Annotated in this window: 12 protein-coding genes; 1 reads left to right on the forward strand and 11 read right to left on the reverse strand. The window is 56.5% G+C overall.

The window, feature by feature from the left end; translation table 11 throughout:
• Positions 1-16: 16 nt before the first annotated feature.
• From QOM10_RS09050 to QOM10_RS09080, 7 genes are all read right to left on the reverse strand, one after another.
• Positions 17-1,870 (reverse strand): hypothetical protein, encoded by a 1,854-nt coding sequence (locus tag QOM10_RS09050; RefSeq protein ID WP_316917895.1) that lies wholly within the window; start codon positions 1,868-1,870, stop codon positions 17-19.
• A gap of 95 nt (positions 1,871-1,965) precedes the next feature.
• Positions 1,966-3,681 (reverse strand): hypothetical protein, encoded by a 1,716-nt coding sequence (locus QOM10_RS09055; RefSeq protein ID WP_160038883.1) that lies wholly within the window; start codon positions 3,679-3,681, stop codon positions 1,966-1,968.
• A 235-nt stretch (positions 3,682-3,916) separates the two neighbouring features.
• Positions 3,917-5,788, reverse strand: coding sequence for a hypothetical protein (locus tag QOM10_RS09060; protein WP_150775442.1), 1,872 nt, complete (start codon positions 5,786-5,788; stop codon positions 3,917-3,919).
• Between the two features lie 170 nt (positions 5,789-5,958).
• Positions 5,959-9,465: a calcium-binding protein gene (locus QOM10_RS09065; protein ID WP_316917896.1), complete on the reverse strand. Its 3,507-nt coding sequence runs from the start codon at positions 9,463-9,465 to the stop codon at positions 5,959-5,961.
• A 239-nt stretch (positions 9,466-9,704) separates the two neighbouring features.
• Complete coding sequence (locus tag QOM10_RS09070) at positions 9,705-10,334, reverse strand: LysE family translocator (protein WP_127926409.1); 630 nt, start codon at positions 10,332-10,334, stop codon at positions 9,705-9,707.
• An 87-nt stretch (positions 10,335-10,421) separates the two neighbouring features.
• A complete protein-coding gene (locus QOM10_RS09075; protein WP_150751660.1) occupies positions 10,422-11,771 on the reverse strand; it encodes an NCS2 family permease in 1,350 nt (449 codons plus the stop codon).
• A gap of 291 nt (positions 11,772-12,062) precedes the next feature.
• Positions 12,063-12,509, reverse strand: coding sequence for a MarR family winged helix-turn-helix transcriptional regulator (locus QOM10_RS09080; protein WP_316917897.1), 447 nt, complete (start codon positions 12,507-12,509; stop codon positions 12,063-12,065).
• 82 nt (positions 12,510-12,591) lie between these two features.
• On the opposite strand from QOM10_RS09080, the gene QOM10_RS09085 reads away from it, so the two are divergent.
• Positions 12,592-13,758 carry a PLP-dependent aminotransferase family protein gene (locus tag QOM10_RS09085; RefSeq protein WP_316917898.1) on the forward strand — a complete coding sequence of 389 codons (1,167 nt, stop codon included), beginning with the start codon at positions 12,592-12,594 and terminating at the stop codon, positions 13,756-13,758.
• A 144-nt stretch (positions 13,759-13,902) separates the two neighbouring features.
• Here QOM10_RS09085 and QOM10_RS09090 read toward each other — a convergent pair whose 3' ends face one another.
• The 4 genes from QOM10_RS09090 to QOM10_RS09105 form a co-directional block, all read right to left on the reverse strand.
• On the reverse strand, positions 13,903-14,274 hold the full coding sequence (locus tag QOM10_RS09090) for a glutaredoxin family protein (protein ID WP_127926412.1): 372 nt from the start codon (positions 14,272-14,274) through the stop codon (positions 13,903-13,905).
• A gap of 103 nt (positions 14,275-14,377) precedes the next feature.
• Entirely contained in the window at positions 14,378-14,923 is a 546-nt protein-coding gene (gene folE, locus QOM10_RS09095) for a GTP cyclohydrolase I FolE (RefSeq protein ID WP_003204506.1), read from the reverse strand.
• A 77-nt stretch (positions 14,924-15,000) separates the two neighbouring features.
• A complete protein-coding gene (locus QOM10_RS09100; RefSeq protein ID WP_127926454.1) occupies positions 15,001-15,558 on the reverse strand; it encodes a Smr/MutS family protein in 558 nt (185 codons plus the stop codon).
• Positions 15,559-15,632: 74 nt separating this feature from the next.
• Complete coding sequence (locus QOM10_RS09105; RefSeq protein ID WP_007914024.1) at positions 15,633-15,953, reverse strand: hypothetical protein; 321 nt, start codon at positions 15,951-15,953, stop codon at positions 15,633-15,635.
• Positions 15,954-16,020 lie beyond the last annotated feature (67 nt).

The following is a 16,020-nucleotide window of genomic DNA, read 5'->3' on the forward strand; positions in this document are numbered from 1 at the left end:
TGGCTCGATTGATTTCTCATCGATCCCTGATGATAAAAAGCGTGATTTGCCCCAACGCATCGGTCTGGATTCCACCGAGCAGATAGCTGATCCGGTTTTCCTGCCGGTAAGCAGCGAGAGGCTTTTGTCCACTGATCGGGGTTTGCAATAACGCTCCATTCAGTTCGGCACCCTCTGCGCTAAATCGCGGCAGTCTGCCGTTGACGAGAGCTGGCAGTTTGAGCACAAACACATGATCGATTTTCTCGCGATGAAACACTAACGCGTCGCCATCGAGCCTCTGCTCCGTCGAAGTCATGACGTAACCGTCATCGTTCAGAAGCTGGCTGAACAGTCTTCGCAGGTGGGCCGCAGTCGGCTTGCTGGCGTAGTCGTTCCAGTGCCTGGGGAAGCGGCCCGGATCAAAATCCAGGCGCATCAGACCTTCACCGAGCGCTAAGGGAATCGCCAGGGTATCCGCCGTTTCGGGCTGGCTGCGTAACATCAACAGTGGGTCAGCCAGTTCTCGATGTGGCGCCTTGCGCAGCCCCCTGTTTTCCCAAAAGCGAAACACCTGATTGAGCATTGCCAACCCCGGGCCGATGATGATCTCGGAGCGGTTCGCTTGATTGAACATGGCCCGGGCAAGTGAACTGACCGATAGATCCGACAGGTATTTGAAGGTTCTGGAAATGTACTGCGTGATCGGCATTTCAAACGGAACGACGTCGTCCAGTACCGTCCAGTGTTCGGATCGTTTAACGGCGAATTTTGGCTGCAGCGACGGGTTATCCCGCAGCATGAATTCGAAGGCGTCATACAGGGCCGGTGAAAACAAGGGATGTTGCAGATACACCAGATGCGGGTCCGGTCCCAGTTGCTGTTGCACGATTCGGTAAAACTGTCCGTCTATTTCAATGTGCTGACCCAACTGCGGCCGGATACTGCGCCCCCAGTTTCGCCACAAGCCGAAACTCAGGTTGATCGCCTCGGGATTGGCTGACAGCAAGCTTTCGGTCAGCGCATGCGTGGTATCTGCCCCTTCGTCCACATGAGGGCGTTTGCTGGGGCCTGCCGTGGCTTCTGGCATTTCGGTCGCGACGACACCCGCTTCCCCGGTGGAACTCTGCGAGTCAGGTTGGTCGTCAGCAAACTTGCGTCGCCACAGTCGGGTTCCGGGAATCTGTTCGAACAGCAACTTGGACGAGTTGCGTGTCGTCGCAGAGGTTTGCTCATACTGACCGTCGGCGTTTTTACGCACCCTGACGGTGCCATGCGCGGTGTCGATGTAGGTCTTGCGGTGCTTGTCGTAGCGGATTCCTTCGGCGGTATACAGGGGCGAAGAGAGCAGGGCGGCGTCATCGGGGGCCAGGTACATTGGCTGTTCGACAGCGGGCCCTTCAGCGCCCGCATTTCGCCTGTCGCTCTCTGAGTGTTGCGTCATCCAGGCCGGTCGTTCGAAAGTCCACAGGGGTTGGCGTTCTGCTTTGACCAGAAAGGGTCCAGGCAGGTGCGGAGCGAACGGGAAAGGAATCTGGTAGCGACCATCGCGCTGAAGTTCGACCAACAGGTGCCCTTCATGCTCGACATGGGCATATAGCTTGCCGTCAGGGCTGATGAACAGTCCGCTTTCGGCATCCATACGCTGCAGCAGATGTACTTGATCGGCAGGCCAGGTGATTGAGCGCAGAGCGGCTGCGACTGACAGTGGCGAAGGCGCTGGTATTTCGTTGACGTGCACTGACGGTTGCCGCGCAGGTGTGTCTGGCAAACCTGTGGAGGATTGTGTGGTGATCAGGCTTTCGCCCGAGAGTCTGTGGGAGGTGCTCCCGGTGTTCGGACGGATATCGGGCGCAGTAATCCCTGCCACACGCTTCGGTGGTTTGACCATTGATTTAATCTCGCTGTGTGAAATGAGCGGTTGTTCAGATTGAGGGTTGCCCACAGGCACTTGCGGACAACTCGCTGAAAAGCCAGTTGGCGCAGTCAACCTTCTCTGACAATGAACAGGGTCGAGCTATCGGGGGATATCTGCTCTTTGCCGCCCAGCAGATAAATCACTTCGTATTTTTGCAAATGCTCGGCCAGCGCCTGTTTATCCTTTGCACTGAGTGTGCTCAGGAAAAGCGGTTGGGAAAGTTCGGAACCAACGGCGGTATAACGAGGAACAGGTCCTTGCGTAGCAGGGGACAACCTCAACACGAACACAGCGGCGATGCCGTCGCGGTGAAAGATCATGACGTCTTCGCCACTCGGATGCGGATGTCTTTTCGGATTGATGCTGTAGCCGCTGAGCCCAAGGAACCTTTCGAACAAGTCGCGTGTGCTTGAAGGGTTCGGCATGATATCCGGTTGTTGGACGTCGAAGTCCAGGCGCTGCAATCGGTTCGAGGAGTACGCCGGCAAGGAGAGTGTTCCGCCGGCATATTGGGCATGGTGCTGGGCGGGCAATGTGGGTAGCAGCATCAGCGGGTCGGAAAGAACGCGCTGGGGCGAGGTGTTGTTGATTCTGTCTGTCCAGTGCCGAAACGTCTGCGTCATTACCGACAGCCCAGCGGCATCAATCCCTTGATGTGTAGACACACGATCAAACACGGCTCTGGCGAGGTTATTTGCCGAATGTTCAGACAGGTGGCTCATGGCCCGGGATGCATATTGCGTAGGCGACATTTCAAACGGCAGTTGATTATCCACCACCCTCCATTGGCCATCGCGTTTAAGCACCCATTTCGGCTGCTTCGAGGGTTCATGGCGCAGCATGTTTTCGAACCCGTCAAAATCCTCAGGTTTAAACCCCGGGTGTTGCAGATAAACCAGTTCGGTATCGGCGCGTAAAACCTGCTTCACCGTCGGATAGTGCAGTCCATCTATCTCGATCGACTCACCCGTTTGCGGTTTCGTGGTTTTCCCCCAGTTCTTCCACTGTGCCGTGGACAAATCCAGCGCAGGTGACCGTTGGACCGACAGGCGTCTGACCAGCGTGCCTGCATTCGATGTCACGTCGACTTCTTCGGACAGGTGTGGGCGCTTGCTCGGACCGGGCGTGGCATCGGTCGTTTCAGTGGACGCTGCATCGGTTGCGGCTCGATGGCCTTGTCGAGGCCCGTCAATTTCACGCCAGAGCTTAGAGCCTGGAATCTGTTCAACCCTTTTACCCGTCGGCGTCGATTCTCCGGCATACGTCTGCCTCCAGCCGTCCGGGGTACTGCCCAGCATGATCATGCCGCCTTGCATTTCGACATACACTTTATTGTGCTTGTCGTACCGAATTCCCTCTTTGGTGTCTGGCTGCAACTTCAGCCGGTTTGCCGATTCGGCGTTGATAAAGACCGGGTGTTGCACTCGCCCGCTTGTGGAGCTGCTTGCGACCGCAGCCTGCTGGTTTTCGCTGTAGTGAAGGGCTACCCAATTTGCGACATTTGATGGGCCAGCACCCTCAGGGAAGTGGTGAACGATGACCGAGGGGCGCTCGGCGACGGGAGCCGGAAGGTGGTGGATGGTGATAGTGGGGCGGTGTTCGGGCAACGCCCCAAAGGCGCTTGAAGAAGACGAACCGGCTGCGGCAGGCAGGCTAGCAGTGCCTGGAACAGGATGAACGATTTCGCCGGTAGTGGCCCCTCGAGGATTGCCTGAATGTTCGGTGGGTGTCCCGGACGAATCGGCTGGAAGCGTGCGCGGAACTTTCTTGGGTGGCTTGGCCATTGGGTGACTCCTTGGAATTGCTGATCCGGTCGTTTGCATAGAGGCAGATGATCAGGTCGACGCGGTGAAGCTCTCTGACCACTGACTGTGGAGGGGGCATGTTCGTGAAAAAATCTCCCGGATGTGCGGTACATATGTATTGCTCTGCCAGCAAGTACCGCACGATGTTGCACAATCTTCCAAGTGTGAAAAAACGCTCGCCGGCGCACGGCCGACGAGCGTTTTTTATCGTTCCTCAGCGCTCTCTGATGATGAATACCGAGTCCGGAGTCGACTCGACCTTCAAGACGCCACCGATCAGCCATACCACTTTGTTTTGTGCCGTTGCGGTGGTCAGGGCGAGAAACGCATCGTTGCCAATCCTCGCCGGCAACCCCGGGTCTGCCAGTTCATTCCCCGGGGTGTGCGACAGGCCGACATGTTCTACCGAGCCCAATTTCAGAAAGTAAACCTGATCATGGGTGGCATGCCTGAACACCAGCGTTGGCATGTGATGTTCGTGTGTCAGTGGAAAAACGTCGTAGCCGCTGCGAATCAGCAAGGCACCGAGCAGGCGTCTGAGGTTCAGGTCTGTGGGGTACGTTTTATAGTGGCCCCACTCGATGGGAAACCGCTGTGGATCGAAGGTGAGCCGTTGCAGTTCGCTGTCCACCTGGGAGGGCATCGGAATAAGCTTTTTTCTTCCGGCATCGATGGATGGCGCCACCGCCAGCATATTGAGCGGGTCGGCGTACGCCGGTGCGGTGGGAAACGGCTTCTGCTTCCACTGATGCAGGACAGCCTGAATATTGACCAGGCCGGTGCCGGTAATGACGGCGGAGTTGTCTGCCAGTTCGTAGAGTCTTCTCGCAACAGCCCATGAGGTCGGCGCAGAAAAGTCGGGAAACGCACTGGCCACCGACTGCGCTAAAGGCTCCTCGAAAAAGCGTTTGCCGGGGTGTACTTCTCCCGGATCGTTACCGATGCGAAAGGTGGCAACAGGTTGCAGTGACGGTGCTGTGCGCAGCATCGTTTCAAAGGCAACGAAGCCGGCCGGGGCAAAGTCAGGGTGCTGCACAAAATAGACTTTTGGTGAGCGGTTGGAGCCAATCGGCACGATCGGATAATGAAACCAGCCAAGCTGCACCGACTCGACCACTGGCGGCTTGTTCAAATGCCCCCACGGTAACCAGAAGAACGGTGTCTGTTCGGTCGGGACGGTGGCGTCGAGAGTGGCCGCTGGAAATGGCTCGGGTGGCCTGGACGTATCAAGGCGTGGACGTTTGCTGGGGCCGGGTACTTGCTCGTCCGGTTCCGCGGCGGGCCGGGACTGACCCGCAACAGGGCTGTCAGCGGCCTGTGCTGTTTGAACCCTTTGGCGCCAGAGTAGCGTGCCGGGCATCTGTTCAAACGTCAGATTGAGCGAGTCTCTGCTGGTCGCTGAGGCATATCGGTATTCACCCTGTTGGTTTTTACGCACCATCACCGTGCCTTCTGCCGTATCGACGAAGGTTTGCTTGAGCTTGTTGTAACGGATCCCCTCCGATGAAAGTTCCGCTCGGGTCAGGGTGTTTGCATCCTCCGGCGACAGGTAGGCGAGGGGCTGCGCTGTGACAGGCGTCTCGGATCGGGTCCGCATGGGTTGCCAGCCGGGGCGCTGAATGTGCCAACTGGTCAGGCCTTCAGACCTCGTTACCACCGGTCCCGGCACACCGGGTGCAAAGGTCAGCGGCACGTAATAGTTGCCTCGCCGATCCTGTTCGACGACGAACCGGCCTTCGTTGCCGAGTTGGGCGTAGGTTCGTTGATCCGGTCCGGTGAACAGTCCGGGGGTTTCTGCGACCGGTGTCAGCTCATTCAAACGGTTCTGTGGCCAGGCTATCGCACTGCGTGCGGAGCTGTAGGTGTCGCTACCGAGGCCCGGCATTTCGCTGACGGTAACAGCCGGCGGCCGTGTGACTGAGGTCCCGGACGCCGTAGATCCAGTGGTCGAATCGATGCCAGACATCGGGGTGTCGGGCAAGTGAATACTGTGAGGAGCGCCTGAGCCTGCTTGCACAGGTCTTGTTGTAACTGTTGTATCGGCGGCGGCTGCTGTCACAGAAACTTTCTTGGGGGGCTTGGCCATACTCAATTACTCATGGAGGGGTGATATCGAGCGCAAAAAGCGTCTCGTCGCATTGTTCAGGCGCACTCGTCGACATCCCGCAGGGCCGTGGCCGGGAACGAGATGAAGAAGTCGGGTTACTTCAATTTCGGAGTGCGCGAGGGGAATGGGGCTTGGCTGATGGAGGCAGGTTACGCAGGAGGAACTTTGAGCAAGGTAATCAGGGGGGCCTGATGGGTACAACGATTGACGACCCGAAGTTCTGAAAACTCAACGCGGGACTTGTCGCTGCGCAGGATCCAGCTGTAAGCGGAAAAACTGTAACTGAACGCTCCCGGCCAGTTGTCGGCAAAGATGATATTGCGCACTTTGACCTCTTGATTGGCCATCGACGCAAAAGCGTCAGGCAAGGCTTTTGTCGAGTCAGGCTCTTCAAAGAACCGCGCATCAAGCCCATCCAGATAGATCCGGTCAAAGGAAAGATCCACTACATGGACAATGCCATGTTCGGAAATAACGCGTACCTGATCGATCAGGTCTTCTTCGTTTTCGTAAACCGGTAGATGAACAATGCAGGAGCCGATGAGTAACTGATTGTTTTCCAGTTTGACCTCGACCTTGCCGAGCTTGGTCGCATCGAGTTCCCAGGTCGATGAGTAAGGCAGTCTTGTCACAGCGTTCGCCAACGCACCGGGGGTCGTGAGTTTCAAGGTCATATTGGCAACCAGATGGACCAGGTAGGTGGCACCTTCACCTTCCAGGCTTTCCATCGCGGTCCGAATGGCTCTGGACTCGATGCTGGCGCAAGCATTCAGTGCATTGAGCTTGTACGCCTCGTTTGACGGCAACTCATAGGCGAATTGCTTCTGTCGAAATTTCAAGGGCAAGCGAAGTGGTGTTGTCCAGTGCTTGAAGGAATGCATCTCGTAATTGTCGTCGGCCGGAGCCACGTCTGTTTCAGGTGTAAGCCCGGCATTAAGAGCGACGCCGTCATTGAAAATCAGCAAATATTTATGACTTGGGCGAACAGCCATGGTCCGCAGGATCTTGATCATGTTCTTTGGATCAGAACCGCCACGCGCCCAGGAAAAGTGTTTTAGCGTCACGATCTTTTCGCCAAAGTGATAGGTCAGATCACAGCCGGCTATCAGATCTTCACGTTTTTCGGACTGCCTTGCACTAAAGTGCGCTTCAACTTTGCTCAATTCGTCGCTGGCGTAATCCAGGTAAACGAAGGTGACGACGTCGGGACGATCGGCTGAATAGAATGTGACACTTTGCTCGGAGCGCGGAATGTAATAACGCGCTTCATGCTGGTGCTTTGTCCAGCATTCGGAGTTGTAAACAATCAGCGGTTTCGCGGGTTGCCCGTGTTTAATGATGTCGACTTCGATATCGATATTTTTGCCGCTTTCGATTGTTTCAGGCAGATCAGGTTTCAGCTGATAACGGTCCTTGGTCAAAAAGACCAGTTTGCCGTTTTTCAGTCGGGTTTCTTTCTCGTCTGTTTCATAGATGTCGTGGATGACGACGACGCTTTTTGGCTTGTCGTGAAAGTAGAATCCGGAGGTAATGATCAGCGAATTCTTTTCGATTACCCAACTTTCAATGAGATCGATCGGCCAGTTCAATTCAATGGTACTTTGCTGTTTACCATCCTCGAAGATGCACACACGACCTTCCAGGTGGTCGATGAAATACTCGTCGATACCTTCTTCACCCGAGGCTGTTGCACTTTTATGCAACAACTGTATCTGGTCGTTCCCAGCCCCCGCTTTTATGACGTCCTGGCCGCGAGACTTGATAATGTTGCGCTCATGGGTGCCTGTCACTACGTTCGCCGCGCCGCTCAGGGTTTCAACGTTTTCGATATTTTCCAAAAGACTGTGAAATTTATAAGTCGCGCCGTCCTCTGCATCGGGATTCGGAGTTCTTACCTGCAGTGTGCCTGCGCTTAAATCGATGTCATATCCTTTCGGCGTCTGGTGAACACCGTTCAGAGACAGGGTGTCGTTACCGGCGCCCCCCTTCACCTTCGAATAGGTTGATACTTCGATGTTTTTCTTGATCAGATCGGCGGCAGCCTCGAACACGAAGTGATCGTTTTTTTCACCACCTGTCAGGTCTTTGATCCCCGAGCCATAGTGGAAAATATTCGGTTTTTTTATCACTCCTTTGATCGAATCACGACCGTCACCCAAGTACCACAAGGTATTTTTGTTTTCCCCGGCAACGCCTACTACTGCGCCGGGCATATCCTTGGTAACGCCGTCGCTAGCATCAATAGTGTCGTCACCACCGCGTATTACGGGTACGTTTTCCGTTTGCCAAGAGTCTATTTTCGTCCACCAGTTGCGCTTCCAGACTTGCGTGGGAACGAGATCAACTTCAAACGAGCCATTGACGACGGCTTCGGTGGAATCCTTTAGCTGAACGTCGAGCAATCTGCGAGCATTGCGTTTTAGCTGTTCCGTGTGCTGGATCAGGGTTCTTGCCTGGTTGTAGCGGTCCTTGACGCCTTGCTCGACGTCCCACATGCAGAATGAAAGGAAGCCCGAGCGCCACCGCTCACCCAAGGTCAGTTCAATGTAGTCATCAATGTCATCGACAATGCGCACCGCGCCATACACCTGTGATCCGATTGCCAGAAACGCACCGAACAAAAGGCCCGCCGGACCCACAAAAGACAATCCTGCCATTGCCGCTGTACCGAGGATAACGGTCATGGCCGCGCTGGTGATGCTCAACCCGGCGCTGATGTAATGATCCATGGCTTCTTTGCCGGTGGCATTGCTTGCGGCCTTCAGGGAGTTGACGGTGGTGTACACATCAAATGGCAAAGTCAGCGCCCCGCCAATCAAGCCACCGGATCGACTCAACCTCAGCGCAAACCTGGTTTTGGCGAAATCCTTGAAAGCATTTTTTCCGGCCGCCAGCATCTCGTTGGCAATCTTGCTGACGCCAACGTCAACGGCGATGGAGCCAATTTCCGAGGCAACACCTGTGGCGTTGATTACAACCTCTTTGGTATCGCCGGATTTCATCGCAACCAATATTCCGCGCAATCCCGTGTATATCCCGAATGCCTGGAGTCCGACACTGGAGCCGACTGTCAAGTGGGCCTTTACCGAGGCGACCCAGCGCCGAGTATTGTTTGGTAGTTGCGTGTGCTGCAAATCCAGCTTCTGCGCAGAGCTCAGAAGCTTCTCGATTTTGCTGCGGTAGTTTCCAGGATCAACCTCGATTGATGATGTTTCTCGGGTTATGTTTGGGGCGGTTATCGGGCGGTGGCTGGCCATGTCGAACAGCAAAGAAGGCAATAGATAAATATCGTAACCCGTCGCGGACTTCATATGATGTGCGATATCGCTGGCGCTGAATTGTAACGAGTTGATGAATGAGCGCTTGGGAATGCGGAAGAATGTGTTTGTGCCGTTCAGCGGGTGCCCGTCAATTGTCGCACCCAAGGCGTCGAGGGATACCCGTGTTATCGATATCTCGCCAATTTGTATTGGCCCGAACACCGAGTCGTTAGTTCTTAACTGTTCGATTTTTCGCTTTTGAGGCTGGTCCAGTGGCTTGTCGGAATTGCTGTTGATATCGATGGTTGAATCAGTATGTTTGTTCGACTCGGCGTGCATATCGGTAATGACGACTGCATCACTGTCTATTAAAGCTTCGCTTATCAGGGTGGCCATTTGAACTTCCTTGTTCTGGCGGGTGGGAAAAGCAGGCCGAGATAGTACGGGGGACGTACGAGGAATGTATATAAACGGGTTGTTGCGGTGTATTGCATATCAAAGGCATGCAATTACTGTCGGGAGAATCTGTAGTGCGCGATGCCGATCGGTCGTGGAGAACACCAGCCAGACTCGGAACTTTCAAGTCTGGCTGGCTGCAGCCAAGTAACAATCAGCCAAACAACCATTCAAATGCCTCAGTGACTGCTGAGTAACGATGCTGCCCCAGCGCCGCCGAACAAACCGGCGCTGATCCGGTTAAACCAGCTCTGTCCTTTGCCGCTGCGCAGATAACGCGCGGCACCGTGGGCGCCCAGACCGTAGGCCAGTTTGCACAGCAGATCCAGCAGGGTCCAGGTTACGATCATCACCAGCAGTTGTGGCAGGAATGGTTGCTCGGCACTGAGAAACTGCGGCAGAAACGCGGCGAAGAACAGGATGTCTTTGGGGTTGCTGGCACCGAGCACGAAAGCGCGTCCGAACAACGCGCGAAAACGTGGCACAGGCGCGGCTTGCGGCACGTCAGCGCCGACTGCTGGCTGACGCGATTGTTGCCAGCTCTGCCAGGCGAGGTAGAACAGATACAGTGCGCCGACGATTTTCAGCACGCTGAAGAGTTGCTCCGAGGCCAGCAGCAATGCGCCAAGGCCCAATGCCGATGCACTGAGCAGACAGATCGAAGCCGTCACGCCGCCGAGAAATGCCGGGTAGGAACGACGCAAACCGTAATTCAGACTGTTGCTGATCATCAGCAACGACAGTGGCCCCGGAATCAGGATCACCACCAATGCAGCACCGCTGAACAGCAGCCAGGTTTCCAGACTCATCACTTTGCTCCTTTCTATTGTTATCAAGATGCACAAAAGCCCCACCCGCAAAGGTGAGGCTGTTTGGAAACCTGAACCGCGTAGCGCTTACAGGAAAATGAACTTGGCGATGAAGATCGCGCAGAGCACCCACAGGCTGACGGAGATTTCCTTGTACTTGCCGGTACCGGCCTTCAACGCCACGTAGGTGATGAAGCCCAGCGCAATGCCGTCGGCGACCGAGAAGGTCAGCGGCATCATGATTGCGGTCACGATGGCCGGGATCGCATCAGTGGCTTCGTCCCATTCGATGTGGGCCATGCCGCCCATCATCAGCATCGCAACGTAGATCAGTGCACCGGCGGTGGCGTAAGCGGGAATCATGCCGGCCAGCGGTGCGAAAAACATCGCCGCTATAAATAGCACACCTACAGTGACGGCGGTAAGACCAGTCCGACCACCAGCGGCCACGCCGGCAGCACTTTCCACATAGCTGGTGACTGGAGGCACACCGACCACGGCGCCGAAAACGCTGGAGGCACTGTCGGCTTTCATGGCGCGGGAGAGGTTTTCGATACGGCCGTCAGCGTTGACCAGATTGGCGCGCTGGGCCACGCCCATCAGGGTGCCGGCGGTGTCGAACATGTGCACAAAGAGGAAGGCCAGCACCACGCTGATCATGCTGACGTTGAACACGCCGGCGACGTTCATGGCCATGAAGGTCGGCGCCAGACTCGGCGGCGTCGACATGATCCCTTCGTAGTGCACGATGCCCAGGCCCCAACCGGCGAGGGTCACGGTGATGATGCTGATGAGGATCGCGCCGAATACACGGTGATAGCTGAGGATTGCAATCATCAGGAAGCAGATGGCCGCTAGCAGCGGGCCGGGTTCACGCAGGGAGCCGAGTTTGATCAGCGTCGCCGGACTGTCGACGACGATGCCTGCGGTTTTCAGACCGATCAGGCCGAGGAACAGACCGACACCGGCGCCCATCGCAAAACGCAGACTGACTGGAATACTGTTGAGCAGCCACTCGCGAATCCGCGAGAAGGTCAGGATCATGAACAACACGCCCGAGACAAACACCGCACCGAGCGCGGTTTCCCAGTTGTACCCCATGGTGCCGACCACGGTGTAGGTGAAGAACGCGTTGAGGCCCATGCCCGGCGCCAAACCCACCGGCCAGTTGGCGTAGAGGCCCATCAACAGGCAGCCCAATGCAGCGGCGATACAGGTGGCGACGAAGGCTGCACCGTGATCGATCCCGGCATCGGCCATGATGTTCGGGTTGACGAAGATGATGTAGGCCATGGTAATGAAGGTTGTCAGACCGGCAATCAGCTCGGTCTTCACCGTGGTGCCATGCAAGCTGAGTTTAAACAGACGTTCCAGCAAGCCACTGCGTAATGGTGGCGAGAGATCCAGCGGCGATGCTTCGGATTTGCGGCTTTCCACAGCGAGTACTCCTCAAGAGTTTTATTGTTATTTCCAGGGCCGGACCCATGAGGGGTGGCAGCGGCCCTTTGAGGCATACGCGAATTTGTTGACCATGCGGTCAGGAACTCGCACGCTGTGGATTATGCTTTTGTGTACAAATAAAGCAAATATTGTTTTTGGTTTTGTTTACGAAAGTTCCGTCGATAGCGATATATCGCCTGTACTGGCCCCTTCGCGAGCAAACTCGCTCCCACATTTGAAATGCGTTCCCCTGTGGGAGCGAGCTTGCTCGCGAAGAGGCAGTCCCATTCAATCGAGAGCCGTCTGACTTTTCCCCAATGCCAGATTCACCGCCAACCAGCCATTCACCGCCGCCTCCCCAGCCTCGGCGAACACCCGCTCCAGCAACTTCACCTGCTCACGCCGCAAAGCCTGCTCAAACTTCGCGCCTTCTGCCGTCAACTCCAGCAGGCGCTTACGCTTGTCGGCCTCGGACGCCACGCTGTCCACCAAATGCATTTCCTGCAACTGCCGCAACGGCATGTTCAGCGCCTGCTTGCTCACACCGAGCAATGCCAACAACTCCTTCACGCTCAAGTTCGGATACCGCGCGATGAAAAACACAATGCGTTGATGCACTCGGGAGAGGCCGCGCCGCTCGAGCATTTCATCAGCCTTGGCGGTGAACGCCTGATAGCCGAAGAAAAAAGCTTCCATCGCCTGTTGCTGACTGGAGGGGTTTTTAAGGTCAAGCATGTTGACGTACTCGCTCAAGCTGTCGTAATTTCAGTCAACCAGTTTGACTCATATTTCACACGCCTCGCTACCGGTGACTTCCATGGCTTTTTCCGAACGTGTCTCGCGCCTTAAAAGTTCTTTGATTCGTGAAATCCTTGCCGCCGCCCAGCGCCCGGAAGTCATGTCGTTTGCGGGCGGCTTGCCCGCCGAAGCCATGTTGCCGAAGGTCGAGTGGGCCGACATGCCGCTGTCGCTCGGCCAATATGGCATGAGCGAAGGCGAGCCGGCGTTGCGTGAAGCGTTGGCGGCGGAGGCGAGGGCGCTTGGGCTGGAATGTCAGGCGAGTCAGGTTCTGGTGGTCAGTGGGTCCCAGCAAACCCTTGATCTGGCGGCCAAGCTGTATATCGACAAGGGCACGGAGATTTTGCTGGAAGCGCCGACCTATCTCGCCGCGCTGCAAATCTTTCAGTTGTTCGGTGCTGATTGCCTGACCGTGCCGCAAGAGTCCGACGGCCCCAACCTCGCGCAATTGCGCGAGCGTCTGGAGCAACATCGTCCGGCGTTCATCTACTTGATCCCGACCTTCCAGAACCCGTCAGCCGTGCGCTACAGCGAAGCCAAGCGCGCAGCGGTCGCGGCATTGCTCGATGAATTCGGCGTCACCCTGATCGAAGACGAACCCTACCGCGAACTGACTTTCGATGGCGGCAGCGCCAAACCGATTGCCGGTCGACTGAAAAAATCCAGCTGGATCTACACCGGTACCGTATCGAAAACCCTGCTGCCGGGTCTGCGCGTTGGCTATCTGATCGCCAGTCCCGATCTGTTTCCGCACTTGCTCAAACTCAAGCAATCGGCGGATCTGCACACCAATCGCATCGGTCAATGGCAGGCGTTGCAGTGGATCGGTAATGACAAGTATCAGCAGCATTTGAGTGAGTTGCGCGGTTTCTATCGGCAGCGGCGCGATGCCTTTCAAACAGCACTGGAAAGGCATTTTGCTGATCTGGCCGATTGGAACACGCCACAGGGCGGGCTGTTTTTCTGGCTGACGTTGAAGCAGCCGCTGGATACGCGAACGTTGCTCAACGAGGCGTTGGCCAATGATGTGGCGTTTATGCCGGGGGAGCCGTTCTTTCCAGAACCGGATAACCATCATGGGCACTTGCGCTTGAATTTCAGCCACATTGATCCGTCGCGGCTGGATGAAGGATTGAAGCGATTGGCGGCGGTGGTGCGTCAGGCGCAGCTGGATAAGGCTGCCTGAAAACAAATAAACCGGCTCACACGCCGGTTTATTTTTGACTGGTATTCGTGGTGACTGAGAGGGCCTCTTCGCGAGCAGGCTCGCTCCCACAGTGGAAATGCATTCCAAAGGTGGGAAGGGGCCATCAGCCCCAATACAGAAACATCAGACCGCCGCGAAGCGCTTATCCAGATAATCAATGATCACCTTGGACTCATACATCCAGGTCGTCTGCCCGTTCTCTTCAATCCGCAGGCAAGGCACCTTGATCCGGCCGCCCTGATCCAGCAGGGCCTGACGATCCTGTTCATTGTTCTTCGCATCCTTCAGCGTCACCGGCACATTCAAACGACGCAAGGTGCGGCGGGTTTTCACGCAGAACGGGCAGGCGTGGAACTGATACAAGGTCAGGTCTTTTGCAGCTGCATCCACCTGAGCCTGAGCAGCGGCGGGGCGCTTTTTCTTGCCCGGACGGGTGATGAAGTCGATGAAGATAACCAGTTGGCCGAGGCCGACACGAAGCGCTTTGACGAACACGTTGAAGCCTCACGGTGCATATTGAGAAAGGCGCGCAGCTTACCCGATTTTTCACGGACGAAAAAAAACCGGCGATGAATGCCGGTTTTCTTCGTGCCGCAAATTACTTGATGAGGCTGAGGAATTCGCTGCGGGTCGCTGCGTTTTCACGGAACTCACCGAGCATCACCGAGGTGATCATCGACGAATTCTGCTTCTCGACACCGCGCATCATCATGCACATGTGCTTGGCCTCGATCACCACGGCAACGCCCAGCGCGCCGGTGACTTGTTGCACTGCATCGGCGATCTGACGGCTGAGGTTTTCCTGAATCTGCAGGCGGCGGGCGTACATGTCGACGATCCGCGCGACCTTCGACAGGCCCAGCACTTTGCCGCTCGGGATGTACGCAACGTGCGCCTTGCCGATGAACGGCAGCAGGTGGTGTTCGCACAACGAGTACAACTCGATGTCCTTGACCAGCACCATTTCGCTGTTGTCGGAGCTGAACAGGGCACCGTTGGTAACCTCTTCGAGCGTCTGTTCATAACCGCGGCAGAGGTACTGCATGGCTTTGGCGGCACGCTTTGGCGTGTCGAGCAGGCCCTCGCGGGACACGTCCTCGCCCAATTGGCCGAGAATCGCGGTGTAATTCTGTTCCAGGGACATGAAACTACCTGTGGGGATTTTCGCAAAGGGCAAGGGTACGGTGGCGGACACAACCCTGCAAGTTCGGTGTAACGCGATTATTCGTCGCGGCCTTCCATCATGGTGCGTTTGAGCATCACGTAAACCGCGCCGGCACCACCGTGTTTCGCCTGGCATGAGCAGAAACCCAGCACTTGGGCATGCTGGCGCAACCAGGTGTTGACGTGGCTTTTGATCATCGGCCGCTTGCCGTCCAGGCGCACGGCCTTGCCGTGGGTGACGCGTACGCAGCGGATTTCGAATTTGGTCGCTTCGGCGAGAAACGCCCAGAGGGTTTCGCGGGCCTTTTCCACGCTCATGCCGTGCAGGTCGAGGCTGCCTTCGAACGGAATCTGGCCGACCTTGAGCTTGCGCATCTGACTTTCCTGCACGCCGTCGCGGGCCCACATCAACTCGTCTTCCGGGCCGACGTCTATCACGAATTGATCGGACAGACCATCCACGGTAGCGGTGTCGGTGCGCACGGTGGCGGACTGGCGCAGCTTGGCAATTTGCGCGCGGTCAGCCTTGGGTTTGCCGGTGTCGGCGCGGTCGTGCTTGATCGGCTTGACGCCTTGGATCGCACTTTTGAACAGGGAAAAATCGTCGTCTTGCATGTCAGCCTCCGCGAAGGGCGGCCAGTTTACCCAAGTCGAAACAAAACGGCCCGGCAAAAAGCCAGGCCGGTGAGTCAGTCGTGTTTTTTCATCAGGTGCGGGGACATGTTCAGTTCCCGCGATTGCCGTGCGCGACGGCGGCAGCGGCGCCACAGGGCGACACCGAAATACAGAAACAGCAAGCCGACCGCCAGAATGATCGCCGAGCCCATCGGCGTAGCGTTCAAGTCACCGAGTGCCGGTGGGCGCCCGAGCAGGCTGGCCGCCCCGGCCATCGCCAGCAGCACGCCGAACGTCGCCAGAATGGCCGCGATCGCCGCGCCGAATCGAAATCGCCAGTTGCTTTGGCCTTTGGGCCGCAAGCGGCGTGCGTCAAATCCATCGGATAACTTCATTCCGACCTTCCTCAATGGGTATCGGCCCTTCGACCGGGAGTTGACCGGGTTGTTCCTGAGGCTATGG

This window comes from Pseudomonas sp. P108 (assembly GCF_032613195.1).
GTDB lineage: Bacteria > Pseudomonadota > Gammaproteobacteria > Pseudomonadales > Pseudomonadaceae > Aquipseudomonas.

Bases quoted from the DNA above. Each gene is read 5' to 3' on its own strand.
- QOM10_RS09050 (WP_316917895.1), bottom strand. From the start codon at position 1,870: ATGGTCAAACCACCGAAGCGTGTGGCAGGGATTACTGCGCCCGATATC.
- QOM10_RS09055 (WP_160038883.1), bottom strand. From the start codon at position 3,681: ATGGCCAAGCCACCCAAGAAAGTTCCGCGCACGCTTCCAGCCGATTCG.
- QOM10_RS09060 (WP_150775442.1), bottom strand. From the start codon at position 5,788: ATGGCCAAGCCCCCCAAGAAAGTTTCTGTGACAGCAGCCGCCGCCGAT.
- QOM10_RS09065 (WP_316917896.1), bottom strand. From the start codon at position 9,465: ATGGCCACCCTGATAAGCGAAGCTTTAATAGACAGTGATGCAGTCGTC.
- QOM10_RS09070 (WP_127926409.1), bottom strand. From the start codon at position 10,334: ATGAGTCTGGAAACCTGGCTGCTGTTCAGCGGTGCTGCATTGGTGGTG.
- QOM10_RS09080 (WP_316917897.1), bottom strand. From the start codon at position 12,509: ATGCTTGACCTTAAAAACCCCTCCAGTCAGCAACAGGCGATGGAAGCT.
- QOM10_RS09085 (WP_316917898.1), top strand. From the start codon at position 12,592: ATGGCTTTTTCCGAACGTGTCTCGCGCCTTAAAAGTTCTTTGATTCGT.
- folE (WP_003204506.1), bottom strand. From the start codon at position 14,923: ATGTCCCTGGAACAGAATTACACCGCGATTCTCGGCCAATTGGGCGAG.
- QOM10_RS09100 (WP_127926454.1), bottom strand. From the start codon at position 15,558: ATGCAAGACGACGATTTTTCCCTGTTCAAAAGTGCGATCCAAGGCGTC.
- QOM10_RS09105 (WP_007914024.1), bottom strand. From the start codon at position 15,953: ATGAAGTTATCCGATGGATTTGACGCACGCCGCTTGCGGCCCAAAGGC.